23 protein-coding genes are annotated in these 25,377 nt (G+C 69.9%); 14 read left to right on the forward strand and 9 right to left on the reverse strand.

What is annotated here, in order from left to right:
* Nucleotides 1-164: 164 nt before the first annotated feature.
* Nucleotides 165-377 (forward strand): hypothetical protein, encoded by a 213-nt coding sequence (locus GQ56_RS45160; protein WP_152601967.1) that lies wholly within the window; start codon nucleotides 165-167, stop codon nucleotides 375-377.
* On the opposite strand, the gene GQ56_RS0136485 is transcribed toward GQ56_RS45160, so the two are convergent.
* Complete coding sequence (locus tag GQ56_RS0136485) at nucleotides 378-1,754, reverse strand: nucleobase:cation symporter-2 family protein (RefSeq protein WP_031403341.1); 1,377 nt, start codon at nucleotides 1,752-1,754, stop codon at nucleotides 378-380. It lies immediately after the preceding gene.
* A 439-nt stretch (nucleotides 1,755-2,193) separates the two neighbouring features.
* Here GQ56_RS0136485 and GQ56_RS0136490 point away from each other — a divergent pair, with 439 nt between their 5' ends.
* From GQ56_RS0136490 to fghA, 3 genes are all read left to right on the forward strand, one after another.
* Complete coding sequence (locus tag GQ56_RS0136490) at nucleotides 2,194-3,630, forward strand: xylulokinase (RefSeq protein ID WP_031403342.1); 1,437 nt, start codon at nucleotides 2,194-2,196, stop codon at nucleotides 3,628-3,630.
* A 274-nt stretch (nucleotides 3,631-3,904) separates the two neighbouring features.
* Nucleotides 3,905-5,011: an S-(hydroxymethyl)glutathione dehydrogenase/class III alcohol dehydrogenase gene (locus GQ56_RS0136495; RefSeq protein ID WP_031403343.1), complete on the forward strand. Its 1,107-nt coding sequence runs from the start codon at nucleotides 3,905-3,907 to the stop codon at nucleotides 5,009-5,011.
* A 16-nt stretch (nucleotides 5,012-5,027) separates the two neighbouring features.
* Nucleotides 5,028-5,876, forward strand: coding sequence for an S-formylglutathione hydrolase (fghA, locus tag GQ56_RS0136500; protein WP_031403344.1), 849 nt, complete (start codon nucleotides 5,028-5,030; stop codon nucleotides 5,874-5,876).
* 114 nt (nucleotides 5,877-5,990) lie between these two features.
* Here fghA and GQ56_RS0136505 read toward each other — a convergent pair whose 3' ends face one another.
* From GQ56_RS0136505 to GQ56_RS0136520, 4 genes are read right to left on the reverse strand one after another with little or no spacing between them, the layout of a single operon-like run.
* The gene (locus GQ56_RS0136505; protein WP_031403345.1) at nucleotides 5,991-6,773 is read right to left on the reverse strand and encodes a metal ABC transporter permease; all 783 of its coding nucleotides are present in this window, start codon (nucleotides 6,771-6,773) and stop codon (nucleotides 5,991-5,993) included.
* Nucleotides 6,766-7,653: an ABC transporter ATP-binding protein gene (locus GQ56_RS0136510; RefSeq protein WP_031403346.1), complete on the reverse strand. Its 888-nt coding sequence runs from the start codon at nucleotides 7,651-7,653 to the stop codon at nucleotides 6,766-6,768. Before GQ56_RS0136510 ends, GQ56_RS0136505 begins: the two co-directional genes overlap by 8 nt.
* Nucleotides 7,654-7,666: 13 nt before the next feature.
* Nucleotides 7,667-8,581, reverse strand: coding sequence for a metal ABC transporter solute-binding protein, Zn/Mn family (locus tag GQ56_RS0136515; RefSeq protein WP_031403347.1), 915 nt, complete (start codon nucleotides 8,579-8,581; stop codon nucleotides 7,667-7,669).
* Nucleotides 8,582-8,627: 46 nt separating this feature from the next.
* The gene (locus GQ56_RS0136520) at nucleotides 8,628-9,089 is read right to left on the reverse strand and encodes a Fur family transcriptional regulator (RefSeq protein ID WP_031403348.1); all 462 of its coding nucleotides are present in this window, start codon (nucleotides 9,087-9,089) and stop codon (nucleotides 8,628-8,630) included.
* Between the two features lie 327 nt (nucleotides 9,090-9,416).
* On the opposite strand from GQ56_RS0136520, the gene GQ56_RS0136525 reads away from it, so the two are divergent.
* The 8 genes from GQ56_RS0136525 (at nucleotide 9,417) to GQ56_RS0136560 (ending at nucleotide 17,728) form a co-directional block, all read left to right on the forward strand.
* Nucleotides 9,417-10,193, forward strand: coding sequence for an L-iditol 2-dehydrogenase (locus GQ56_RS0136525; RefSeq protein ID WP_031403349.1), 777 nt, complete (start codon nucleotides 9,417-9,419; stop codon nucleotides 10,191-10,193).
* A gap of 78 nt (nucleotides 10,194-10,271) precedes the next feature.
* A complete protein-coding gene (locus tag GQ56_RS0136530; RefSeq protein WP_031403350.1) occupies nucleotides 10,272-11,228 on the forward strand; it encodes a sugar kinase in 957 nt (318 codons plus the stop codon).
* The gene (locus GQ56_RS0136535; protein ID WP_031403351.1) at nucleotides 11,216-12,568 is read left to right on the forward strand and encodes a D-tagatose-bisphosphate aldolase, class II, non-catalytic subunit; all 1,353 of its coding nucleotides are present in this window, start codon (nucleotides 11,216-11,218) and stop codon (nucleotides 12,566-12,568) included. The genes GQ56_RS0136530 and GQ56_RS0136535 overlap by 13 nt, the downstream gene beginning before the upstream one ends.
* A 71-nt stretch (nucleotides 12,569-12,639) precedes the next feature.
* Complete coding sequence (locus GQ56_RS0136540; protein WP_031403352.1) at nucleotides 12,640-13,965, forward strand: ABC transporter substrate-binding protein; 1,326 nt, start codon at nucleotides 12,640-12,642, stop codon at nucleotides 13,963-13,965.
* Between the two features lie 100 nt (nucleotides 13,966-14,065).
* A complete protein-coding gene (locus GQ56_RS0136545) occupies nucleotides 14,066-15,013 on the forward strand; it encodes a carbohydrate ABC transporter permease (RefSeq protein WP_031403353.1) in 948 nt (315 codons plus the stop codon).
* Nucleotides 15,010-15,861, forward strand: coding sequence for a carbohydrate ABC transporter permease (locus tag GQ56_RS0136550; protein ID WP_031403354.1), 852 nt, complete (start codon nucleotides 15,010-15,012; stop codon nucleotides 15,859-15,861). The genes GQ56_RS0136545 and GQ56_RS0136550 overlap by 4 nt, the downstream gene beginning before the upstream one ends.
* Entirely contained in the window at nucleotides 15,858-16,556 is a 699-nt protein-coding gene (locus tag GQ56_RS0136555; RefSeq protein WP_031403355.1) for an HAD family hydrolase, read from the forward strand. Before GQ56_RS0136550 ends, GQ56_RS0136555 begins: the two co-directional genes overlap by 4 nt.
* A gap of 62 nt (nucleotides 16,557-16,618) precedes the next feature.
* A complete protein-coding gene (locus GQ56_RS0136560; protein WP_031403356.1) occupies nucleotides 16,619-17,728 on the forward strand; it encodes an ABC transporter ATP-binding protein in 1,110 nt (369 codons plus the stop codon).
* 13 nt (nucleotides 17,729-17,741) lie between these two features.
* On the opposite strand, the gene GQ56_RS0136565 is transcribed toward GQ56_RS0136560, so the two are convergent.
* Nucleotides 17,742-18,626: a LysR family transcriptional regulator gene (locus GQ56_RS0136565; RefSeq protein WP_031403357.1), complete on the reverse strand. Its 885-nt coding sequence runs from the start codon at nucleotides 18,624-18,626 to the stop codon at nucleotides 17,742-17,744.
* 113 nt (nucleotides 18,627-18,739) lie between these two features.
* On the opposite strand from GQ56_RS0136565, the gene GQ56_RS0136570 reads away from it, so the two are divergent.
* A complete protein-coding gene (locus GQ56_RS0136570) occupies nucleotides 18,740-19,936 on the forward strand; it encodes a serine hydrolase domain-containing protein (RefSeq protein ID WP_031403358.1) in 1,197 nt (398 codons plus the stop codon).
* On the forward strand, nucleotides 19,933-21,144 hold the full coding sequence (locus GQ56_RS0136575) for an MFS transporter (RefSeq protein WP_031403359.1): 1,212 nt from the start codon (nucleotides 19,933-19,935) through the stop codon (nucleotides 21,142-21,144). Before GQ56_RS0136570 ends, GQ56_RS0136575 begins: the two co-directional genes overlap by 4 nt.
* Before the next feature lie 26 nt (nucleotides 21,145-21,170).
* Here the strand turns inward: GQ56_RS0136575 and GQ56_RS0136580 are convergent, their stop codons facing one another.
* The 3 genes from GQ56_RS0136580 to dalD all read right to left on the reverse strand — a co-directional run bounded on the left by GQ56_RS0136580 (nucleotide 21,171) and on the right by dalD (nucleotide 25,195).
* Nucleotides 21,171-22,178 (reverse strand): sugar-binding transcriptional regulator, encoded by a 1,008-nt coding sequence (locus GQ56_RS0136580; protein ID WP_075123097.1) that lies wholly within the window; start codon nucleotides 22,176-22,178, stop codon nucleotides 21,171-21,173.
* Nucleotides 22,179-22,235: 57 nt separating this feature from the next.
* Nucleotides 22,236-23,717, reverse strand: a complete 1,482-nt coding sequence (gene xylB, locus GQ56_RS0136585) for a xylulokinase (RefSeq protein ID WP_031403361.1) — start codon at nucleotides 23,715-23,717, stop codon at nucleotides 22,236-22,238.
* Between the two features lie 83 nt (nucleotides 23,718-23,800).
* Nucleotides 23,801-25,195, reverse strand: coding sequence for a D-arabinitol 4-dehydrogenase (dalD, locus tag GQ56_RS0136590; RefSeq protein WP_031403362.1), 1,395 nt, complete (start codon nucleotides 25,193-25,195; stop codon nucleotides 23,801-23,803).
* Nucleotides 25,196-25,377 lie beyond the last annotated feature (182 nt).

Here is a 25,377-nt window from a genome sequence, read left to right on the forward strand (position 1 = left end):
TGCGTCGGCAGCAGCGGCGAACGGCTGAGCCTGACGCGGGGCAGGGGCGGGAAACCGCTTCTGTCTGTACGCGGAAACGAAAACGCCACGGACGACCGAGTCCGTGGCGTTTTCTTTTGGGGCCGTCGAATCATGCGCAGCCGTGCCGGTCCTTCGCGACGCTGATGGATCGAACGCTGACAGATCGAACGCTGACAGATCGCAATGCTTCGGCCTGCAAATCGATCCGCCCATGCCGCGCGACCGGCGGCTCGTGTTCCCAACGATGCCCGGATGAGCGCGCCCTTCGCGCCGCGACGACGCCCGCCAGAAAAAAACGCCACGGCATGCCGTGGCGTTTTCGTCAGCGCTTCGCACCGTTGTCCGGCGCGCCGTGATCAGTGGTGCACGTCGGCGGGGCGGCCGTCGAAGTCGTGTCCGGCGCGGCGGATGTCGCAGCGCGCATCCTTCTCGCCTTTCACGCCGTTGAACACGATGTTCAGGATCACGGCGGTGGCCGATGCGAGCAGGATGCCGCTGTGCAGGATCGGGGCGAGCGCGGGCGGCAGCTTCGAGAAGAAGTGCGGCGACACGACCGGCACGAGGCCCATGCCGACGCTCACGGCGACGATGAACAGGTTGTGCGAGCTGTTCACGAAGTCGACCTTCGACAGCACCTTGATGCCGTTCGCCGCGACCATCCCGAACATCACGATCCCGGCGCCGCCGAGCACGAACGGCGGCACCGATGCGACCACCTGCGCCATCTTCGGGAACAGGCCGAGCAGCACGAGGATCACGCCGCCCGTGGCGCACACGAACCGGCTCTTCACGCCCGTCACGCCGATCAGGCCGACGTTCTGCGAGAACGACGTATGCGGGAACGAGTTGAAGATGCCGCCGATCAGCGTGCCGAGGCCGTCGACGCGCAGGCCGCGCACGAGGCGCTCCTGGTCGACCGGGCGATCGACCATGTCGCCGACCGCGAGGAACATGCCGGTCGATTCGATGAACGTGACGAACATCACCGTGACCATCGTCGCGATCGACAGCGGGTCGAAGTGCGGCCAGCCGAAGTGGAACGGCATCACGAAGCCGACCCACGGTGCGAGCGACACGCCTTCGGTGTTCACACGGCCGAGCGCGAACGCGATCACGAAGCCCGCGACGATGCCGAGCAGCACCGAGATGTTGGCGATGAAGCCGCGGCCGAACTTGTTGATCAGCAGGATCAGCGTGAGCACGAGCAGCGACAGGCCGAGATAGACGGGGCTGCCGTATTCGGGGTTGCCGACGCCGCCGGCCGCCCAGTTGATGCCGACTTCCATCAGCGACAGCCCGATCACCGCGATCACGGTGCCGACGACGACAGGCGGGAAGAACCGCAGCAGCTTGCCGATCATCGGCGCCAGCACGATGCCGATGATGCCGGCCGCGATGGTCGAGCCGAAGATGTCGAGAATGCCGAGGCCGGGGTTGGTGCCGATCGCGATCATCGGGCCGACGGCCGCGAACGTGCAGCCCATGATGACGGGCAGGCGGATCCCGAAGATCCACAGGCCGAGCGTCTGGATCAGCGTGGCGATGCCGCACGAAAACAGATCGGCGCTGATCAGGAACGCGATCTGGTCTTTCGGCAGCTTGAGCGCGCCGCCGACGATAAGCGGCACGGCGACAGCGCCGGCGTACATGACGAGGACGTGTTGCAGGCCAAGCGTTACCAGCTTGCCGGTCGGCAGCACCTCATCGCACGGATGGACCGTGTTCGATTGCATCTGTCTCACTCCATGATCTTGTTTTCGGGGTGATACGAAGTTATTCGGATTGAATCCATGCAACAAGAGCGCTGGGTTCTATTCCGTTCTTTGCTGGTTCGATATGCCATTTCGGCATGAAACAGGGTGTCGATCATCGGGAAAGTGCCGCAGGAGTGAGGTTTCCCGGTTTTATAGCCCTTCAAAATAGCGCGGGCCCCCGTGTCAAATATAGGCCGCTTTATGGTGTGTATCGGGCCGGCGGCATAGTGGCAAAAAGTGCCGCTGAAAAATCGCGCCGGGTTAACCCGCGAAACGCCGCCCGGGCCGGCAAGGTGCAGCCGGGTGATACCCGGTTGAAGACCGTGCCGACAACCTGCCGCGATGCCGGTAAAAAACGGGGCGCGCATTACGATCCCGTTATCATCGATATCCGTTCATTCGAATTCGCTCCCACGTCATGCGCCTGCTTGGAATCGACCTCGGCACCGGCTCCGTCAAACTCGTCACGCTCGATGCCGACGGCGTCGAGCGCGCGGTCGCGAGCGAACCTTATGCGCTGTCGTCGCCGCAACCCGGCTGGGCCGAGATCGAGCCCGACACGTGGTGGCGGGCGCTCGTGCGTGCGGCCGCACGGCTGCCGGCCGACGAGCGCGCACAGGTCGCGGCGATCGGGTTCTCGGGGCAGATGCACGGCGTCGTGCTGATCGACGCGGCCGGGCAACCGGTGCGGCCCGCGCTGCTGTGGCCCGACACGCGCGCGGTGCGCGAGGCGGATGCGGCCGGCTGGCCCGCCGCGCCGAACCCCGTCGCGCCCGGCATGGCCGGCCCGCTGTTGCGCTGGCTCGCGACGCACGAGCCCGATGCGCTGCGGGCCGCGCGCCACGCCGTGCAGCCGAAGGACTGGCTGCGCATCGCGCTGGGCGGCGACGTCGCCGCCGATCCGAGCGACGCCTGCGCAACCGCGCTCGCGGCCCCCGACGGCGTGTGGGACATCGCATTGATCGAGGCGCTCGGCCTGCCCGCCGACCGCTTTGCGCCGGTGCGTCCGTCCACCGCGCGCTGCGGCGTGCTCGGCGTGCCGGCCGCGACCGCGCTCGGCTTGCCGGCCGGCGTGCCGCTCGCGACGGGCGCGGCGGACACCGCATGCGCGGCGCTCGGCAGCGGGCTCGCCGCGGCCGGCGACGCGCTGCTGACGACAGGCAGCGGCGGCCAGATCGTCGTGCTCGCGGACGCACTGCCGCCCGCGCGGCGCGGGCTGCACCGCTATCGCGCGGTGGCCGGCGGCGGCTATTACACGATGGCCGCGATGCAGAACGTGGGGCTCGCGCTCGAAGCCGTGCGCGGCTGGCTCGGCTACGCGCAATGGGCCGATGCGTATGACGATGCGTTCGCGCAACCGGCGTCCGAACGCCTGTGCTTCCTGCCGTACCTGACCGGCGAGCGTTCGCCGTGGATGAACCCCGATGCGCGCGGCGGCTGGCTCGGCCTCGGGCTCGGCGACACGCGCGGCGCGATGATGCGCGCCGCGTTCGAAGGCGTCGCGTTCGCGTTGCGCGCCGGGCTCGATGCGATCCGCGACGCCGATCGCGGCGATCCGGTGACGACGCTGCGCCTCGCGGGCGGCGGCTCGGTCGACCCGCGCTGGCGCCAGTTGCTTGCCGATGCGCTGGGCGCCTCGCTGCAGGCGATCGACTGTCCGAACGCCGCGACGCGCGGCGCCGCGCTGCTCGCGGGCGTGGCCGTCGGGCACTGGCGCGAAGACGCGTTGCGTGCGCTGGCGCCGGCCGCATCGCCGGTCGCCGCGCCACGCGACGATCGCTTGCTGGCCGCGCGCCACGCCCGTTTTCTCGATCTGTACGCGCGCGCGGATGCATGGTTCATGGCGGGTGTTTAAACTCCCGCACTTGTTCATTTGCGTCAGCGATGACGCATCGTGGCAAGCCGGCGACCGTTTCCCGCACGCGAGGCGTGGCGGGACCCGCCATCATGGCGAGCGCGAGATTGCTTCTCCGGGCCGCACGCGGTGCCGCGCGGCCCGGTTTCGACAGCGTTGCATGGCGCCCCGCGCGAAGCACGGGGCGCTCGTCCGCGCCTGGTTATCCCGCCGCTCGACACGAGCGCCGCGACGCCGAACCGGATCTACCCGACACACAGACAGGAGTGACACGATGAAGACGAAAGCCGCGATTGCATGGAAGGCGGGCGCCCCGCTGACGATCGAGGAAGTCGATCTGGAAGGGCCGCGCGCGGGCGAAGTGCTGATCGAGGTGAAGGCGACGGGCATCTGCCACACCGACTACTACACGCTGTCGGGCGCCGATCCGGAAGGGCTGTTCCCGGCGATCCTCGGCCATGAAGGCGCCGGCGTGGTGGTCGATGTCGGCCCCGGCGTCGGCACCGTGCGCAAGGGCGACCACGTGATTCCGCTCTACACGCCCGAATGCCGCGAGTGCAAGTTCTGCCTGTCGCGCAAGACCAACCTGTGCCAGAAGATCCGTGCGACGCAGGGCAAGGGCCTGATGCCCGACGCGACGTCGCGCTTCTCGCTCGACGGCAAGCCGCTGTTCCACTACATGGGCACGTCGACGTTTTCGAACTACATCGTGGTGCCGGAAATCGCGGTTGCGAAGGTGCGCGAGGACGCGCCGTTCGACAAGATCTGCTACATCGGCTGCGGCGTGACGACGGGCGTCGGCGCGGTGGTCTACTCGGCGAAGGTCGAGGCGGGCGCGAACGTCGTCGTGTTCGGCCTCGGCGGGATCGGCCTGAACGTGATCCAGGGCGCGAAGATGGTCGGCGCGGACAAGATCATCGGCGTCGACATCAATCCGAAGCGCGTCGAACTCGCGAAGAAGTTCGGGATGACGCACTTCATCAACCCGAACGAAGTCGAGAACGTGGTCGACCACATCGTGCAGCTGACCGACGGCGGTGCCGACTACTCGTTCGAATGCGTCGGCAACGTGAAGCTGATGCGCCAGGCGCTCGAGTGCACGCACAAGGGCTGGGGCCAGTCGTTCATCATCGGCGTGGCCGCGGCCGGCGAGGAAATCGGCACGCGCCCGTTCCAGCTCGTGACGGGCCGCGAATGGAAGGGGTCGGCGTTCGGCGGGGCGCGCGGGCGCACCGACGTGCCGAAGATCGTCGACTGGTACATGGAAGGCAAGATCAACATCGACGACCTGATCACGCACACGCTGCCGCTCGAGCGGATCAACGAAGGCTTCGACCTGATGAAGGCCGGCGAGTCGATCCGCTCGGTCGTCCTGTACTGACCGGGAGCGCACCGCGATGCTCGAACTCCTTTCCTCGCATGCATGCCACGGCGGCGAGCAGCGTTTCTACCGTCACGATTCGACGGCGATCGGCCTGCCGATGAAGTTCTCGGTGTACCTGCCGCCCCAAGCCGCGCAGGGGCGCGTGCCGGCGCTGTTCTATCTCGCGGGGCTCACGTGCACCGACGAGACGTTCGCGATCAAGGCCGGCGCGCAGCAATACGCGGCGCAGCACGGCGTCGCGCTGGTGATGCCGGATACCAGCCCGCGCGGCGCCGGCGTGCCGGGCGAGACCGACGCGTGGGACTTCGGCGTCGGCGCGGGTTTCTACGTCGATGCGACCGAGGCGCCGTGGTCCGGGCACTACCGGATGGAGTCGTACGTGACGGACGAGCTGCGCGCGCTCGTCGCGGCCGAGCTGCCGATCGACGGCGCGCGGCTCGGGATCTTCGGCCACTCGATGGGCGGGCACGGCGCGCTGACGCTCGCGTTGCGCCATCCCGGCCTGTACCGCTCGGTGTCGGCGTTCGCGCCGATCGCCGCGCCGACGCGCTGCCCGTGGGGCGAAAAGGCGTTCTCGGGCTACCTCGGCGACGATCGCGACGCATGGAAGGTGCACGACGCGAGCGAACTCGTCGCGCGCGCGGATGCGCCGAAGTTCGCGGAAGGCATTCTCGTCGATCAGGGCCTCGCCGATCAGTTTCTCGCGAACCAGCTCAACCCCGACGTGTTCGAAGCCGCGTGCGCGAAGGCCGGCCAGCCGCTGACGCTGCGCCGCCATCCGGGCTACGACCACGGGTACTACTTCATCGCGACGTTCGTCGCCGATCACGTCGCGCATCATGCGCGCGTGCTCGCGCGATAGGCGGGCAGGGCGGCAGGCCGCGTATGCGGCGCGCCGGCACGATCGCCGACGCATGAAAAAAACGCCGGCGCGGCCCTCGGGCACGCCGGCGTTTTCATGGTTGCCGGGCGGCGATCAGGCGCGCCGCAACAGGCTCGCGCCGTACACGAGCGCCGACAGCGCGGTGATCCAGAAGCTCGTCGGCCAGTCGGTGTGATACGCGAGCACGATGCCGAGCCATGCCTCGAGCAACGCGAACAGCGCGGCGAGCAGCACGCCGGTCGACAGCCGCGTCGTGACGTTCTGCGCGGCGGCGGCCGGCCCGACCAGCAGCGTGAACACGAGCAGCACGCCGACGATCTGCGTCGCCGCGGCCACCGCAAGCGCGCACACCGCGAGGAACAGCATCGACACGGTGCGCAGCGACACGCCCTTGGCTTCGGCCAGTTCGGGCTGCAGCGACGCGAACAGCAGCGGCCGCGCGATCAGCGCGAGCGCGAGCAGGCTCACCGCGCCGATGCCGGCCAGCACCGCGAGCGTGTCATGGCTGACCGCGAGCACGTTGCCGAACAGCAGCGCGGTGACCTGCGTCGCGAACGACGTATAGAAATGCAGGAACAGCAAGCCGAAGCCGAGCGCGCCGGACAGGATCACGCCGATCGCGACGTCGCGGCCCGCGAGCTTCTCGCCGAGCGCGCCCATCCCGATCCCGGCCGCGAGCGTGAAGCCCACCATCCCCCAGATCGGCGAGACGCCGAGCAGCACCGCGCCCGTCGCGCCGGTGAAGCCGACGTGCGACAGCGCATGGCCGGCGAAGGTCTGCCCGCGCAGCACCAGGAAGTAGCCGACGATGCCCGCGAGCACCGCGACGATTCCCGACGCCGCGAAGGCGTTGATCATGAAGTCGTATTCAAACATCGTGCGAATGCCCGGGATGAGCGTGTCCGTGGTGGTGGTGGCCGTGACCGCCGCCGCCGTGCGAGTGACCGTCGTCGTCCTCGTGTTCGTGGTCGTGCTTCTCGATCTCGACGTCGCCCGACATCACGAAGATCTTGCCGTTCACGCGCATCACGTCGATCGGCGAACCGTAGAGCCGCGACAGCACGGGCTTCGTGATCACCTCGTCGACGGTGCCGAGCGCCGCGACGCCGTTGCCGAGATACAGTACGCGGTCGAGCGCGTTCAGCAGCGGATTCAGTTCGTGCGCGGAGAACAGCACGGTGATGCCGAGCTCGCGCTGCACGTTGCGCACGAGTTCGACGACGCCGCGCTGGTGGTTCGGGTCGAGGCTGATCAGCGGTTCGTCGAGCAGCAGCAGCTTCGGATTGCCGAGCAGGCACTGCGCGAGCAGCAGGCGCTGGCGCTCGCCGCCGGACAGTTCCGACAGCGGCCGGCGCGCGAGCGTCGGGCCGCCGACGAGATCGAGCACGCGGTCGACTTCGCGCCGCGTCGCCGCGCTCGCGTGCGGCAACCCCCAGCGGTGGCCGTCGGCAGCCATCGCGACGAAGTCGTAGCCGCGCATCCGGCGGTTCGCGAGGCCGCTCCTGATCTGCGGCATGTAGCCGATCGACGCGTTGCCGCGCACGACCGGCACGCCGCCGACCGACAGCGTGCCGCTCGACACGGGCACGAGGCCGAGCACTGCGCGCATCAGCGTGGTCTTGCCCGCGCCGTTCGGCCCGAGTACGCCGACGAATTCACCGGGTTCGATCGAGAAGCTGACGTCGCGCAGGATCGTGCGTCCGCCCAGTTCGAGCGTGACGCGATCGACGGCAAGTGCGTGAGGAGTGGCGGTCATGTGCTGGCGGCGCTTATTTCCTGCCGGCGGAAAGCGCACCGGCGAGCGCGTCGAGCTGGCCGGCCATCCATTGCTGGAAGGTCTTGCCGGCCGGCTGCGTCTCGGTGACGCTGACGGTCGGCACGCCGCCGTCGCGTGCGATCTTCAGCATGCGCTTGGTCATCGGTTCCTCGGCCTGGCTGTTGTAGATCAGCACGTGCACCTGCTTCTTGCGCAGGTCGTTCTCGAACGCGGCGACGTCCTGCGCGCTCGCCTCGGTATCGTTCATCGTCGCGAGCTGGAAGCGCTGGTTGCGCATGTCGAGGCCGATCGCGTCGGACATGTAGCCGAACACGGGCTCGGTGGCCGTCACCGGCACGCCCTTGTACTGCGCGCGCAGCGCGGCGACCTTGTCGTCGACGGGCTTCAGCGACGCGACGAACTTCTGCAGGTTCGCGTCGTATTCGGCCTTGTTCGCCGGGTCGGCGCGGCCGAGCTCGGCCGCGATCGCGCGCGCGGCGGCCGGCATCGTCGCCGGGTCGTACCACAGGTGCGGGTTGTCGCCGGCCTTCTTGCCGACCAGATCGGCGACGACGATCGTCGCGCGCTTCGCCTGCTTCGACGCGCCGAGCAGCTTGCTCATCCACGGATCGTAGTTGGCGCCGTTGTAGATCACGACCTGTGCGTGCTGCAGCGCGCGGGCCGTCTTCGGGCTCGCCTCGAACAGGTGCGGGTCCTGGTCCGGATTGCTGAGGATGCTCGTTACCGCGACATGGCTGCCGCCGATCTGCGACACGACGTCGCCGTAGAAATTCTCGGCGGCCACGACGTTGACGGTTGCGGCCAGCGCGAACGCGGGCGCCGCGAGCGACAGGGCGGCAACGCCGGCGGCGAGCCAGCGGACAGGCGACAGGGCACGCCGCGGCGCGCGCTTCAGGGCAATGGACATGGAACTCCTCGTTGGATAGGGCGGTGCGGGCACCGCGCGAGACGCGTCAGCGTTGCGCGGGCTTGCGCTTGCAGTGCCCACACAGGCCGCTCAGCTCGACGACCTGGTGGTGGACTTCGAAACCGTGTGCGGGCTCGCTCGCGGACAACTGCTTCGCGAGGTCGCCGCCGGGAATCTCGACGGTGTCGCCGCATGAATCGCAGATCAGGAACTGGCCTTCATGCGGCACGCCGATCTCGCAGCACGCGAAGAACGCGTTCTTCGATTCGATCCGGTGGATGAAGCCGTGCTCGACGAGGAAATCCAGCGCGCGGTAGACGGTCGTGGGCGGCACGCGGCCACGCTGCGGCTCGAGCTCGGCGAGCAGGTCGTACGCGCCGATCGGGCGCTGCGCGGCCAGCACGCGTTCGTAGACCTGCCGGCGCAGCGGCGTCCATGCGAGTCCGTGCTCGGCAGCGAAGGTATCGGCCCGGGAGAGCCGGGCGTCGATGGGCGATGAGGTAGCCATGGCGTGAAGCAGGCAATGAAACACAGTATCGCGATGATATAACGTATCGCCGCGCCGTGCAGCGCGAATTCCCCGTTCCGTTCCCGCGCCGTCCTTTCCGCCCCGGTCCGGCCGCACCGCACCGTTCGCGCCGCGCCTTGCCGGGCGCGCGGCGCGGGCCGCCGTCATGCGCCGTTGTGCCGCAGCGCGTCATAGAAAGCCGTTGCGTCGCCTTGACAGCGCGATGCGCGTATCCGATCATTCGATCACTAACAGAGCAATTGATCGGTTGACGAGCGTTCGCTCACCTCGCAACCGTCGTAGTGCAGAACGAACCGGAGACAGCCAGTGAGACTGGAAGACAAGGTCGCGATCCTGACGGGCGCCGCAAGCGGCATCGGCGAGGCGGTCGCGCAACGCTATCTGGACGAGGGCGCGCGCTGCGTGCTCGTCGACGTGAAGCCGGCAGGCGGCTCGCTCGCGCGCCTGATCGAGGCGAACCCCGGCCGCGCGGTGGCCGTCACCGCCGACGTCACGCGGCGCGACGACATCGGGCGGATCGTCGCCACGGCGGTCGAGCGCTTCGGCGGCGTCGACATCCTGTTCAACAACGCGGCGCTGTTCGACATGCGCCCGATCCTCGACGAATCGTGGGACGTGTTCGACCGGCTGTTCTCGGTCAACGTGAAAGGGCTGTTCTTCCTGATGCAGGCCGTCGCTCAGCGGATGGTCGAGCAGGGGCGCGGGGGCAAGATCGTCAACATGTCGTCCCAGGCCGGTCGTCGCGGCGAGGCGCTCGTTTCGCACTACTGCGCGACCAAGGCCGCGGTGATCAGCTATACGCAGTCGGCCGCGCTCGCGCTCGCGCCGCACCGGATCAACGTGAACGGGATCGCGCCGGGCGTCGTCGACACGCCGATGTGGGAGCAGGTCGACGCGCTGTTCGCCCGCTACGAGAACCGGCCGCTCGGCGAGAAGAAGCGGCTCGTCGGCGAAGCCGTGCCGCTCGGCCGCATGGGCGTGCCGGGCGACCTGACGGGCGCCGCGCTGTTCCTCGCGTCGGCCGACGCCGATTACATCACCGCCCAGACGCTGAACGTCGACGGCGGCAACTGGATGAGCTGAGATGGCGACGCTCGCACGCGCCACCTGCCGGCCGGCCCGCGACGAAGCGGCCCCCGCCGAACGAAGAGGGTACGCCTGATGGCCGAGATCGTCGTCGCCGGCGAGCTGCTCGCCGAATTCGTTGCCGCCGAGCGCGGCCAGGGCTTCGACACGCCCGGCTTGTTCGCCGGGCCGTTCCCGAGCGGCGCGCCGGCGATCTTCGCCGACCAGGCCGCGCGGCTCGGCGCGCGCGTCGCGTATGCGGGCTGCGTCGGCCGCGACGCGTTCGGCGATGCGATCGTCGCGCGGCTCGCCCGCGACGGCGTCGACGTCGCGCGCATCCGCCGCGTCGCACGTCCGACCGGCACCGCGTTCGTCGCGTACCGCGACGACGGTTCGCGCAGCTTCGTCTTCACGCTGTCCACCAGCGCGGCCGCCTGCGTCGATGCCGCCGACGTCGATGCCGCGATGTTCGACGGCTGCCGCTATTTCCACGTGATGGGCTCGTCGCTGACGAGCGAATCGGCGATCGCGGCTGTCCAGCGCGGCGTGATCGAGGCCGCGCGCGTCGGCGCGAAAGTGTCGTTCGATCCGAACGTGCGCCCCGAGATGCTGAGCTTCCGCCCGATGCGTGCGGCGCTCGACACCATGCTCGATGCATGCCACCTGTTCCTGCCGAGCGAGGCCGACCTGCCGTTCTTCTGCGGGCCGCAGCCGGCCGAGCGCGCGATCGCCGGCCTGCTGGCGACGCGTCCGCTGCTCGAGCGCGTCGTGCTGAAGCGCGGCGCCGCGGGCAGCGCCGCGTTCGACCGCGCGAGCCGGGCCGAGGCGCCGGCGTTTCCGGTCGACGAACTCGACCCGACCGGCGCGGGCGACTGCTTCGGCGGCACGCTGGTCGCGAGCCTCGTCGCGGGCCTGCCGGTCGACGTCGCGCTGCGCCGCGCGAATGCGGCGGGCGCGCTCGCGGTCACCCGGCGCGGCCCGATGGAGGGCAACAGCAGCGCGGCCGAGATCGACCGTTTCCTGACCGAACGAGGTATCGCATGCCCGGCCTGACGACCCTCGCCGAACGCCCGCGCACCGCGCATGCGGACACCGTGCTGCGGATGATCTTCGATGCGAACCGCGCGGACGCGCAGCGCGGCATCTATGCGGTCTGCAGCGCGCACCGGCTCGTGCTGGAGGCCGCGTGCGAAGCCGCGCGCGCGGACGGTTCGCCGCTGCTGATCGAGGCGACCTGCAACCAGGTGAACCATCTCGGCGGCTATACCGGCATGACGCCGGCCGATTTCCGTCGCGACGTCGACGCGATTGCCGCCCGCTGCGGGCTCGCGCCGTCGGCGCTCGTGCTCGGCGGCGACCATCTCGGCCCGAACCCGTGGCGGCATCGCCGCGCGGCCGACGCGATGCGCGAGGCCGTCAGGATGGTCGCCGCCTATGTCGAGGCGGGCTTCGAAAAGATCCACCTCGATGCGAGCATGGCGTGCGCGGACGACCCGGCACGGCTCGACGACCGCACGATCGCCGCGCGCGCGGTCGAGCTGTGCCATGCAGCGGAACACGCGGCACGGCGCACGGGTAGCGCGCCGGTCTACGTGATCGGCACCGAAGTGCCGACCCCGGGCGGCGAAGTCGGCGGCGAGCAGGGCGGCGAAGCGGTCGCGCGGATCGAAGTCACGCGCGGCGACAGCGTCGCGGCGACGCTCGACGCGCACCGCCGCGCGTTCGCGGCGGCCGGGCTCGACGATGCGTGGACGCGCGTCGTCGCGATCGTCGCGCAGCCGGGCGTCGATTTCGACGATCGCCACGTGCTCGATTACGACAGCACGAAGGCGGCGTCGCTCGGCGCGAGCATCCTGCAGACGCCAAGGCTCGTGTTCGAGGCTCATTCGACCGATTACCAGACGGAAGATGCGCTCGCCGCGCTGGTGCGCGACCATTTCGCGGTGCTGAAGGTCGGCCCCGCGCTGACGTTCGCGCTGCGCGAGGCGCTGTTCGCGCTGACGTTCATCGAGGATGCGCTGATCGGCGACGCCGCGCAGCGCTCGCAACTGCGCGACGTCGTCGACGCGGCGATGCGCGCGCAGCCCGAGCACTGGGCGCCGTACTACCGGGGCGACGAAACCGAGCAGCGGCTCGCGCGCCAGTTCAGCTACAGCGACCGGATCCGTTACTACTGGCTGCAGCCGGCCGTCGCGGCCGCCGTCGAGCAGCTGTTCGACAACCTCGCGCGGCAGCCGGCGCCCGAGACGCTCGTGGCGCAGTGGCTGCCGGACGTGTACGCGGCGTGCCGCGCGGGCGGCCTCGCGACGGAGCCGCGCGCATGGGTGCGCCACCGGATACGCGACGTGATCGCGCACTATGCGCGCGCGTGCGGCATGCAGCGGCCGGCATGACGGCCGTGAAGAAAACGATGCAGGACCGACGCAAGACCGACGACACTTCGAACAATCACAGGAGACATGCCATGCAACGAAAGATGCTCGACGCGGCCGCCCGCTGCCTCGCCGGCGCCGCGCTCGCGACGGCGGCTTGCGCCGCGTCGGCCGGTACGCTGACGATCGCGACGCTGAACAACCCCGACATGATCGAGTTGAAGAAGCTGTCGCCGGCCTTCGAGAAGGCGAACCCCGACATCAAGCTGAACTGGGTGATCCTCGAGGAGAACGTGCTGCGCCAGCGCGCGACCACCGACATCACGACCGGCAGCGGCCAGTTCGACGTGATGGCGATCGGCACCTACGAGACGCCGCAGTGGGGCAAGCGCGGCTGGCTCGCGCCGATCACGGGCCTGCCCGCCGACTACGACCTGAACGACATCGTGAAGACCGCGCGCGACAGCCTGTCGTACAACGGCCAGCTGTATGCGTTGCCGTTCTATGTCGAAAGCTCGATGACGTTCTACCGCAAGGACCTGTTCGCGGCGAAGGGGCTGAAGATGCCCGACCAGCCGACCTACGACCAGATCGCCGAGTTCGCGGACAAGCTTACCGACAAGGCGAAGGGCACCTACGGGATCTGCCTGCGCGGCAAGGCCGGCTGGGGCGAGAACATGGCATACGTGTCGACGGTCGTGAACACGTTCGGCGGCCGCTGGTTCGACGAGAACTGGAATGCGCAGCTCACGTCGCCGGAGTGGAAGAAGGCGATCACGTTCTACGTGAACCTGCTGAAGAAGGACGGCCCGCCGGGAGCGAGCTCGAACGGCTTCAACGAGAACCTGACCCTGACCGCATCGGGCAAGTGCGCGATGTGGATCGACGCGACGGTCGCGGCCGGCATGCTCTATAACAAACAGCAGTCGCAGGTGGCCGACAGGATCGGTTTCGCGGCCGCGCCGGTCGCCGTCACGCCGAAGGGTTCGCACTGGCTGTGGGCGTGGGCGCTGGCCGTGCCGAAGACGTCGAAGCAACAGGACGCCGCGCGCAAGTTCATCGCGTGGGCGACGTCGAAGCAATACGTCGAGATGGTCGGCAAGGACGAAGGCTGGGCGTCGGTGCCGCCGGGCACGCGCACGTCGACCTATCAGCGCCCCGAGTACAAGGCCGCCGCGCCGTTCTCGGACTTCGTGCTGAAGGCGATCGAGACGGCCGATCCGAACGATCCGTCGCTGAAGAAGGTGCCGTACACGGGCGTGCAGTACGTCGGGATTCCTGAATTCCAGTCGTTCGGCACGGTGGTCGGCCAGTCGATCGCGGGCGCGGTCGCGGGCCAGATGACGGTCGACCAGGCGCTCGCCGCCGGGCAGGCCGCGGCCGACCGCGCGGTGCGGCAGGCCGGCTACAGGAAGTAACGCGGCGCGCACCGTGCGCCGTTGCGCACGGTGCGCGTCGTCGCAGCCGAACGGCGGGCAGGCCGTGCATGCCCGCGCATCAACCGGAGGGACTCCGATCATGCGTCACCTGCGTCTTCCCCTGAGCCAAGCGCAGCCGGTCGGCGACGCGTCGTCGCCGCCCGGCGCGCCGCGCCGCGCGCGCGGCGGCGCGAGCTGGCTCGTCTCGCCGTCCGTCGCGGTGCTGCTGCTGTGGATGTCGATTCCGCTCGCGATGACGATCTGGTATTCGTTCTCGCGCTACAACCTGCTGAACCCCGACGTGAAGGGGTTCGCGGGGCTCGACAACTACCGCTTCCTCGCGACCGATCCGTCGTTCCTGCCCGCGATCTGGCACACGCTCGTGCTGATAGGCGCGGTACTCGCGATCACGGTGATCGGCGGCGTGCTGATGGCCGTGCTGTTCGACCGCAAGTTCTACGGGCAGGGCGTGGCGCGCCTGCTCGCGATCGCGCCGTTCTTCGTGATGCCGACGGTGTCCGCGCTGATCTGGAAGAACATGATCCTGCACCCGGTGTACGGGCTCGTCGCGAACGCGATGCGCGCGCTCGGGATGACGCCGATCGACTGGTTCGCCGATTACCCGCTTACCGCCGTGATCATCATCGTCGCGTGGCAGTGGCTGCCGTTCGCGTTCCTGATCCTGTTCACCGCGATCCAGTCGCTCGACCAGGAGCAGAAGGAAGCCGCGCGTATCGACGGCGCGGGCGCGGTCGCGATGTTCTTCTACATCACGCTGCCGCACCTGAAGCGCGCGGTTGCCGTGGTCGTGATGATGGAGACGATCTTCCTGCTGTCGATCTTCGCGGAAATCTACACGACGACCGGCGGCGGCCCCGGCGACGCGACGACCAACCTGTCGTACCTGATCTATGCGCTGGGCCTGCAGCAGTTCGACGTCGGCCTCGCGTCCGCGGGCGGCATCATCGCCGTCGTGGTCGCGAACGTCGTGTCGTTCTTCCTCGTGCGGATGCTCGCGCGCAACCTGAAGGGAGAGTACGAGAAATGAGCGACCTGACCTTCGCAAGCCGGCGCACGCCGGCCGTGTTCGACCTCGCGCGGCGCGCGCTGCCCGGCCTGCTCGCGTGGCTGATCGCGTTGCTGCTGTTCTTCCCGATCTTTTGGATGGCGATCACCGCGTTCAAGACCGAGCAGCAGGCGTACGCATCGACGCTGTTCTTCGTGCCGACGCTCGACAGCTTTCGCGAGGTGTTCGCGCGCAGCAACTACTTCGCGTTCGCGTGGAATTCGGTGCTGATCTCGGCGGGCGTCACGGTGATCTCGCTGCTGTTCGCCGTACCGGCCGCGTATGCCATGGCGTTTTTCCCGACCCGGCGCACGCAGAAGGTGCTGCTGTGGATGCTGTCGACCAAGATGATGCCGTCGGTCGGGGTGCTCGTGCCGATCTACCTGCTGTGGAAGAACGCGGGGCTGCTCGACAGCGTGTCGGGGCTCGTGATCGTCTATACGCTGATCAACCTGCCGATCGCGGTGTGGATGACCTTCACGTACTTCAACGAGATCCCGCGGGACATTCTCGAAGCCGGGCGCATCGACGGCGCGTCGACGTGGCAGGAGATCGTCTACCTGCTGATGCCGATGGCGCTGCCCGGGCTCGCGTCCACCGCGCTGCTGCTCGTGATCCTGTCGTGGAACGAGGCGTTCTGGAGCATCAACCTGTCGAGCTCGAACGCCGCGCCGCTGACCGTGTTCATCGCGTCGTACTCGAGCCCCGAGGGGCTGTTCTGGGCCAAGCTGTCCGCGGCGTCCCTGCTCGCGGTCGCGCCGATCCTGATCGTCGGCTGGCTGTCGCAGAAGCAGCTCGTGCGCGGGCTCACGTTCGGAGCCGTCAAATGAGCGCGGCCGGCCAGGGGGCGAACGTATTGATCTGCGACTGCGACGGCGTGCTGATCGACAGCGAGGCGGTGGCCGCCGACGTGCTCGTGCGCGAACTCGACGCACGCTGGCCGGGCGTGGCGTCGCGGCCGGCCGTGATGCCGCTGCTCGGGCTGCGCATCGAGCGCGTGCTGGCCGGCGCATGCGACGCGCTCGGCCGCACGCTGACGAACGACGACATCGTCGCGATTCGCGCGGCGGTCGAGACGGCGGCCGTCAACGCGCCGATGGTCGACGGCATCGACACGGCGCTGGCCGAGATCGCGCTGACGACCGCCTGCGCGAGCAACAGCTACCGCGCCTACGTCGAGGCCGCACTCGCACGCACCGGGCTCGCGCGCTTCTTCGGCGACCGGCTGTTCTGCGCGGATGCCGTCGCGCGGCCGAAACCGGCGCCGGACGTGTATCTCGCGGCCGCGCGCGCGCTCGGCGTGGCGCCCGCGCACTGCCTGGTCGTCGAGGACAGCGTGACCGGCATCACGGCGGCGGCCGCGGCCGGCATGACCGTGCTCGGCTTCATCGGCGGCGGGCATGCGTCGGCCGCGCAGATCGACGCGCTGCGCGGGATCGGCGCGCGTCACGTATTCGACGACATGCACGAGCTGCCCGGCTACGTCGCGCGCTGGCAGGCGACCGGCGCGGTGCTGCCGGGCTAGCCACTACGAAGGATTGGGCGCCGCGTTCGACGCGGCGCATCACGAACGAACGGAGACAGACCATGGCAAGCGTGCTCCTGCGCAACATCGCGAAGCGCTACGACGAGACCGAAGTGCTGCGCAACGTGAACCTCGACATCGCCGACGGCGAATTCGTCGTGTTCGTCGGCCCGAGCGGCTGCGGAAAATCCACGCTGATGCGGATGATCGCGGGCCTCGAGGACATTTCGGGCGGCGACCTGCTGATCGACGGCGCGAAGGTCAACGACGTGCCGAGCGCGAAGCGCGGCATCGCGATGGTGTTCCAGTCGTATGCGCTGTATCCGCACATGACGCTGTACGACAACATGGCGTTCGGCCTGAAGCTCGCGGGCGCGAAGAAGCCCGAGATCGACCAGGCCGTGAAGCAGGCCGCGAAGATCCTGCATATCGACCATCTGCTCGATCGCAAGCCGAAGCAGCTGTCGGGCGGGCAGCGGCAGCGCGTCGCGATCGGCCGCGCGATCACGCGCAAGCCGAAGGTGTTCCTGTTCGACGAGCCGCTGTCGAACCTCGACGCGGCGCTGCGCGTGAAGATGCGGCTGGAGTTCGCGCGGCTGCACGACGAGCTGAAGACGACGATGATCTACGTGACGCACGATCAGGTCGAGGCGATGACGCTCGCGGACAAGATCGTCGTGCTGTCGGGCGGCGCGGTGCAGCAGGTCGGCACGCCGAACACGCTGTATCACGCGCCGGCGAACCAGTTCGTCGCGGGCTTCATCGGCTCGCCGAAGATGAACTTCCTGAAGGGCACGGTCGAGTCGGTCGATGCGGGCGGCGTGCTCGTGCGCTTCGACAGCGGCGAGACGCAGCGCGCCGCGGTCGAAGCAGCGGGGCTGCAGCGCGGCGCGGCGGTGACGGTCGGCGTGCGGCCCGAGCATCTGAAGGTCGGGGCCGCGGCTGCCGGCGTGGCCGCGCGGACGATGGCCGTCGAGTCGCTCGGCGACGCCGCGTATCTGTATGCGGAGTCGGCCGTCGCGCCGGACGGGCTGATCGCGCGGATTCCGCCGCTCGACACGTACCGCACCGGCGAGGCGCTGCACGTGCACGCGGAAGCCGAGCATTGCCACCTGTTCGACGAGCACGGGCAGGCATTCCGCCGGCTGGGCGTGCACGCGAAGGCCGCGTGACGGCCGGCCGCGCTCACAGCGGCAGGTGCGCGGCCATGTAGTCGACGAACGCGCGCAGCTTGGGCGTCGGGTGGCGGCCCGACGGCCACAGCACGTAGATCGGCGTGCAGCTCGCGACATGCTCGTCGAGCACCGCGCGCAGCGTGCCGTCGTCGAGCGCGTCGCGCACGAAGAACACGGGCAGGCACGCGATGCCCTGCCCGCGCAGCGCGAAGCACAGGCGTGCTTCCGCGCTGTTGCTGACCATCGAGACGGGCACCTCCGGCGGCGCGCCCGCGCGCGGCACGCGCAGCGGCCAGATTTCGAGCTTGCCGCTGCTCGGGAAGCGGTAATGCAGACAGCGGTGCTGCGCGAGATCGGCCGGCGTGCGTGGCGTGCCGTGCCGGTCGAGATAGGCGGGAGACGCGACGAGGTGCTGGCGAAAATGGCCGAGCAGCCGCGACGACAGCCGCGAATCCGACGGCTGGCCGGTGCGCAGCACCGCGTCGAACCCTTCGTCGACGACGTCGACGAGGCGGTCGCTGAAATCGATGTCGAGTTCGATTTCCGGATACGCGGCCATGAAATCGGCGAGCACCGGCAGCAGCAGCGTGCCGATCGTCGGCAGGCTCACGCGCAGCCGCCCGCGCGGCGCCCCGGCGCTGTGCGTCAGTTCCTGCTCGGCCGCGTCGAGTTCGGCGAGCACGCGCCGGCACCGTTCGAGAAAGCGCGCGCCCTCGGCCGTCAGCGTGATGCTGCGCGTGCTGCGGTGAAACAGCCGCACGCTCAGGCGCGCCTCGAGCCGCGCGATGCGCTTGCCGATTGCCGACGCCGACAGCCCGAGCGCGCGTCCGGCCGCGACGAAGCTGCGCGTTTCCGCGACTTGAACGAACACGACGAAGCCGCCGAGATTTTCCATGCACGTATCCGATTGCGGACGCCAGCGTCCGGATTGTCCGGAACTCTAACCCGGTTTTTCTTACTGCGTCGGCTCCCTACGATGAACGCTTCTTCACCGTATGAGGTCACGCCATGTCATCCCTGCCTGCTACCGCGTTCCAGGCGGAACCGGATTCCGCACTGCGCGACCGGCTCGACCGGGTGCTCGATCGCGCGCTTGCCGACGAGCGCATGGTCGGCGCGGTCGTGCTGGTCGCGCGGCACGGCGAGCTGCGCCACGCGCGCGCCGTCGGCCTTGCCGATCGCGAAGCCGGTACGCCGATGCGGGAGGACACGCTGTTCCGGCTCGCGTCGGTCACCAAGCCGATCGTCACGGCCGCCGCGATGCGGCTGGTCGCGGCGGGGCGCATCGCCCTCGACGAGCCGGTCGCGCGCTGGTTGCCCGCGTTCCGCCCGGCGCTGCCCGACGGCACGCCCGCCGTCATCACGTTGCGTCATCTGCTGTCGCATACGGCCGGTCTCGGCTACCGGTTCCTCGAAGCCGACGGCGCGGGGCCGTATGCGCGTGCCGGCGTGTCCGACGGGATGGACCGCTCGGGTCTGTCCCTTGCCGAGAACCTGACGCGCATCGCCAGCGTGCCGCTGCAGTTCGCGCCCGGCACGTCGTGGGGTTATTCGCTCGCGATCGACGTGGTCGGCGCACTGATCGAGGCGGTCGACGGGCGGCCGCTGGCCGACGCGGTGGCCGCGCTCGTCACGACGCCGCTCACGATGACCAACACCGGATTCGTCGCGCACGACGCCACCCGCGTCGCGACGCCTTACGTGAGCACGGCGGGCGCGCCGCGCCGGATGGCGGACGCCGATCTCGTGCCGGTGTTCGATGGCACGATCGGCATCCGCTTCGAGCCGGCGCGCGCGTTCGACGCCGATGCGTGGCCGTCGGGCGGCGCGGGGATGGTCGGCACCGCGCGCGATTGCATGACCCTGCTCGATGCGCTGCGCACGGGCCGGGACGGCTGGCTCGAACGCGCATGGATCGACGAAATGGCGCGTATCCAGCCGGGTGCGCACGCGCTACCGGATGCGCCCGGCTTCGGCTTCGGGCTCGGTTTTTCGGTGCTGCACGATCCGGTCGCCGCGCAGTCGCCGGAGTCGGTCGGCACCTGGCGCTGGGGCGGTGCGTACGGGCACGCGTGGTTCGTCGACCGCGCCGCCGGGCTCACGGTCGTCGCGCTGACCAATACGCTGTACGAGGGCATGCACGGGCGGATCGTGATCGACGTGCGCGATGCGGTCTACGGCGTCGATACCGGGAGCGCGGCATGATCGACTGCACGTCGACCGGCGACGAGGTTTGCGCCCGGCCGCCGCAGGCGGGCGCGCGCCTGCCGGTCGCGAATTTGCTGGCGCTGGCGACGGCCGGCTTCATCACGATCCTGACCGAGGCGTTGCCGGCCGGCCTGTTGCCGCTGATGAGCGTCGACCTGCGCGTGCCCGAGGCGCTGATCGGCCAGCTCGTGACCGTGTATGCGCTCGGCTCGATCGTCGCGGCGATTCCGCTCGTCGCGGCGACGCGCGCGATGCGCCGGCGCCGCCTGTTGCTCGCGGCGCTGGCCGGCTTCGTCGTGTCGAATGCGCTGACGGCCGTGTCGCCGTACTACGCGCTCACGCTCGCCGCGCGTTTTGTCGCGGGCATGGCGGCCGGGCTGCTGTGGGCGCTGCTGGCCGGCTATGCGAGCCGGATGGTCGATGCGTCGCTGCGCGGCCGCGCGATCGCGGTCGCGATGCTGGGCGCACCGGTCGCGATGTCGATCGGCATTCCGGCCGGCACCGCGCTCGGTGCGGCGCTCGGCTGGCGCGTCGCGTTCGCGGGCATCACGGTCGCGGCGCTGCTGCTGATCGGCTGGATCCGCGCGCGCGTGCCCGACTATCCGGGGCAGCCGGCCGGCGCGCGCGAGCCGGTGTTCGGCGTGATGACGCTGCCCGGCGTGCGGCCGGTGCTGACCGTGATGTTCGCTTACGTGCTCGCGCACAACATGCTGTACACGTATGTCGCGCCGTTTCTCGCGGGCGTGCGGATGGGGGCGCAGGTCGATGCGGTGCTGCTCGTGTTCGGCCTCGCGTCGCTGGCCGGCATCGCGCTGACGGGCGCCTGGATCGGTGCCGCGCAGCGACGGCTGACGCTTGCCAGCATTGTGCTGTTCGCGCTCGCGGCGGCGATGCTCGGCGCCGGTTCCGGGATGGCGGCCGTCTATGCGGGTGTCGTGCTGTGGGGGCTCGCGTTCGGCGGCGCGCCGACGCTGTTCCAGACGGCCACCGCGAACGCGGCGGGGGAGGCGGCCGATGTCGCGCAGTCGATGCTCGTGACGGTGTGGAATCTCGCGATCGCGGGAGGGGGAATCGCGGGCGGCATGCTGCTCGGCGCAACGGGCGCGGGCGCGATTCCGTGGGTGCTCGTGGTACTGCTGGCGGCCGCATGGGTCGGCGCATGGCGCGCCAGCCGGCATGCGTTTCCGGCGCCGCGCGCGGCCTGAGCCCGGCCAGGGGCGGGGTTGCAGCGTCAGGCCGCCTTCGCGTCGAGCGCCGCCCGCGCACAGGTTTCGTCGGTGACGAGCCCCGACAGCCAGCCGCCGCGCAGCGCGGCGATCACCGCATCGCGTTTCTTCGGGCCGCCCGCGAACGCGATGGTCGGGCGCTTCGGCGGCGTGGCGAGCGACACGCTCGTCACGCGCGCACTGGTCGACACGTCGACCAGCCGGCCCTGCGCGTCGATCGGCACGCCGAGCAGCTCGGCCACCGCGCCGAGCGCGGTCATCTCGTCGCGCTCCTGTTCGGTGATGAAGCCGTCTTCGTAGAGCGGGCAGTGCGGGCCGATGTTGCCGATCCCGACGAACGCGACGTCGGCCTTGCCCGACAGCGCCTCGACGATCCGGTACAGCCGGTGATTGCACCATTGCGCGCGTTCCGCGGCGCTGTCGGCGAACAGCGGCGCGGGCAGCAGGAAGTGCTTGCTGCCGGTTTTCTCGGAGATGTATTGCGCGACGTCGTAGCGGTTCGACGAACCGTCGGCCGCGATCGCGCCGACCATCGACACGAGCCGGTGCTGCCGGCGGTCGATCTGCGCGATCTGCGCGACGGCGGCCTTCAGCGTCCGGCCGCTGCTGACCGCGATCACCATCGGCCGCGTCTCGTTCAGGTACCGCTCCATCACCTGCGCGCCGGCGACCGCGAGCTTGCGGTCGATCGCTTCGGGCGCGTCCGCATCGACAGGCACGACCTCGCACATCGCGAGGCCATAGCGTTTCGACAACTGCGCACCGAGATCGAGGCAGTCGGCGAGCTGGTGATCGACGCGCACGCGGATCAGGTTCTTCTCGACCGCGAACGCGACGAGGCGCTGCGCGACGGGCCGCGATACCTGGAGTTTCTCGGCGATTTCGTTCTGCGTGTCGCCCGCGACGTAGTAGAGCCACGCGGCACGCGTAGCGAGATCGAGTTTTTCTGAGGACTTGGACACGATAGCGATTCGGTTCGGATCAGGCCCGGCCGGCGGGCCGCATGACGGCATCCACTGTACCGCATGTCGCGCGCGCGGCCCCCGGCCGGCGCGCACGACCTGCGGTGCTCATGCGAGCCGTGCGCGCGACGGCTCGTACAGCGGCCGTACGTGACGGTAGAGCGAGCGGAACGCCTCGAGGCGTTCGCGCAGCAGCGCATGGCGCGCGGCGTGCGGTGCGTATTCGGCGCGCACGGGCGGCTTGGTCAGCACCGCCTGCGGATCGCCGCCGACGGCCAGCCACCCGAGCCGCGCCGCGCCGAGCGCCGCGCCCGTTTCGCCGCCGCCGATCTGGCGCGTGCGCACGTTCAGCGCATCGGCGATCAGTTGCGCCCAGAACGCGCTGCGCGCGCCGCCGCCGATCAGCGACAGCTGGTCGGTCTCGACGCCGGCCGCATGCAGCGCGTCGAGGCCGTCGGCGAGGCCGAGCGTCACGCCTTCGAGCACCGCGTAGCCGAGATGCGCGCGTTCGGTCGCGTGCGTCATCCCGAAGAACGCGCCCTGCGCATACGGATCGTTGTGCGGCGTGCGCTCTCCGGACAGGTAGGGCAGGAACAGCGGGGCCGTCGCGAGCGCGTCGGCGTCGAGCGCCTCGACCTCGGCGAGCAGCGCGGGCTCGTCGGTGCCCGTCAGCTTGCAGACCCAGCGCAGGCAGCTCGCGGCCGACAGCACGACGCTCATCAATTGCCAGCGGTCGGGAATCGCATGGCAGAACGCATGCACGGCCGATGCGGGGTTCGGCATGAAGCGGTCGCCGACCACGCTCAGCACGCCCGACGTGCCGAGCGACACGAACCCGTCGCCCGCGTGGATCGCGCCGATGCCGAGCGCGCTCGTCGCGTTGTCGCCGCCGCCGCCGGCCACCACGACCGCCTCGGACAGCCCGAGCTCGCGCGCGACGTCGGCGCGCAGCGTGCCGGACGGTGCGTTGCCTTCGACGATGCGCGGCATCTGCGCGCGCGTCATCCCGCACGCGGCGAGCAGCGCATCGGACCAGTCGCGACGCGCGACGTCGAGCCACAGCGTGCCGGCCGCATCCGACGGATCGGACACCTTCGCGCCGGTGAGCCGGTACCGCAGGTAATCCTTCGGCATCAGCACACACGCGGTCGCCGCGAACACGTCGGCTTCGTGTTTCGCGACCCACAGCAGTTTCGGCGCGGTGAAACCCGGCATCGCGAGATTGCCGGCCAGTGCGTGGAGATCGGGCGCGCGTTCGGTCAGCAGCGCGCATTCGTCGGCGCTGCGCATGTCGTTCCACAGGATGGCGGGGCGCAGCACGCGGTCGTCGCGGCCGAGCAGTACCGCGCCGTGCATCTGGCCCGACAGGCCGATGCCGCGCACCTGCGCGAACGCCTGCGGATGCCGTGCGCGCAGCGCGGCGAGCGCGGCGAGCGTGCCTTGCCACCAGTCGTCCGGATGCTGCTCGGCCCAGCGCGGATGCGGCCGCGACACGGTGAACGGCGAGCCGGCGGTGCCGACGACCGTGCCGTCCGGGGCGAGCAGCAGCACCTTCACTTCCGAGGTGCCGAGGTCGATGCCGAGATACATGAGCGATCCGTTCCGTCAGTGGGGAGCCGCTACTTTAGCCGCGCGGCCGTGCACGTGCCAAGGCAGGTTCGCCCGGATGCGCGTCAGCGCGCCGCGAGCCATGCGTCGACCCGCGCGAGCCCGGCGCGCAGCGCCTCGAACAGCGCCGGGTTGCCGGCGAGCGAGCCCCACAGCGGGCGGCTCGCGCACAGCGCGACGACCGGGTCGTCGGCCTCGACGATCGCGCGGGCGGCGCCTTCGTCCATCACGCTGTCCTGGTACGCGTACGGCAGCAGGCCGCGCGCCCGGCGTTCGAGAAAGCGCAGGAACAGCGCCGGCAGCACGGCGGTGGCGACCGGAGCCGCGCCGCGCGCGAACGACTGGACGAGCGTCGGCGCGATGAAGCCGGGGATCTTCGAGAAGCCGTCGGCCGCGACGCGCTGGTTGGTGTCGAGCACGTACGGATTGCCGAAGCGTTCGAGCACCACGTCGCGGTAGCGCGCGAGATCGAGCGGGCTCGGGGTGAGGCACGGGATCACGTCCTGTGTCACGTAGTCGTGCGCGAGGCGGCGGATCGCCGCGTCGTGCGTGCCTTCGTGGATGTACGTGTAGCCGGCCAGCGTGCCGGCCCAGGCGATGCAGCTGTGCGTCGCGTTGAGGATGCGGATCTTCGCTTCCTCGTACGGGTGCACGTCGTCGACGAGTTCGGCGCCGGCCAGCTCCCAGCGCGGCCGGCCGGCCGCGAAACGGTCCTCGATCACCCACTGGATGAACGATTCGCCCATCACCGGGCATGCGTCGTCGACGCCGGTGGCCGCGCGCACGCGTTCGCGCACGTCGGCGGTCGGGCGGGGCGTGATGCGGTCGACCATCGCGCTCGGCGTCGCGACGTTCGCATCGAACCACGCGAGCAGGCCGGCCTGGCCGCGCCGTTCGAGGAATTCGCGCATCCCCGCGCGAAAGCGCGCGCCGTTGTTGCGCAGGTTGTCGCAGCTCTGCAGCGTGAGCGGGCCCGCGCCGCGTTCCATGCGTTCGGCGAGCAGCGCCGCGAGCGCGCCGTACAGCGTCGTGCGCGCGCCCTGCAGGTCGGCCGCGAGATCGGCGTTCGCGACGTCGAGCCGGTCGTGTTCGTCGAGGTAGTAGCCGCCCTCGGTGACGGTGAACGACACGATCCGGCACGCCGGATCGGCGCCGGCGTCGATCAGCGAGGCGAGGTCGATCGACCACGGCAGCACGCGCGTGATCGCGCGGATCGTCTCGTATGCGCGCTCGCCTTGCGGCGTGACGGTTTCGAGCGTGTATTCGCCGTGCTGCGCGGCGAGCGCGTCCAGGGTCGCGCGCATGTCGTCGCGGATGTTGCCGACGGTCAGCGACCAGCGTTCGCCGGCCGGCACGGCCGCATTCACGCGATGCAGATACCACGCCTGGTGCGCGCGGTGAAACGAGCCCGCGCCGATGTGCAGCAGCACGGGCGCGCGGGCGGAGGACGATTCGCTCATCCGGTGTCTCCTGTTCGTGCCTGATGGTCCTGTCGAATACGATCATTTGCTCTTTATGTGAGCGAATGATCGTATTCGGGCGAGCGAAAGTCAAGGCGGGGAAACGGCATTTCGATGCTGCGCTGCGGCGGCGCGGGCGGGGTGCGGGGCGGGGGCGGGGGGGGGGGCGGGGCGCGGCGGCG

This window comes from Burkholderia paludis, from assembly GCF_000732615.1.
GTDB classification, from domain to species: Bacteria; Pseudomonadota; Gammaproteobacteria; order Burkholderiales; family Burkholderiaceae; genus Burkholderia; species Burkholderia paludis.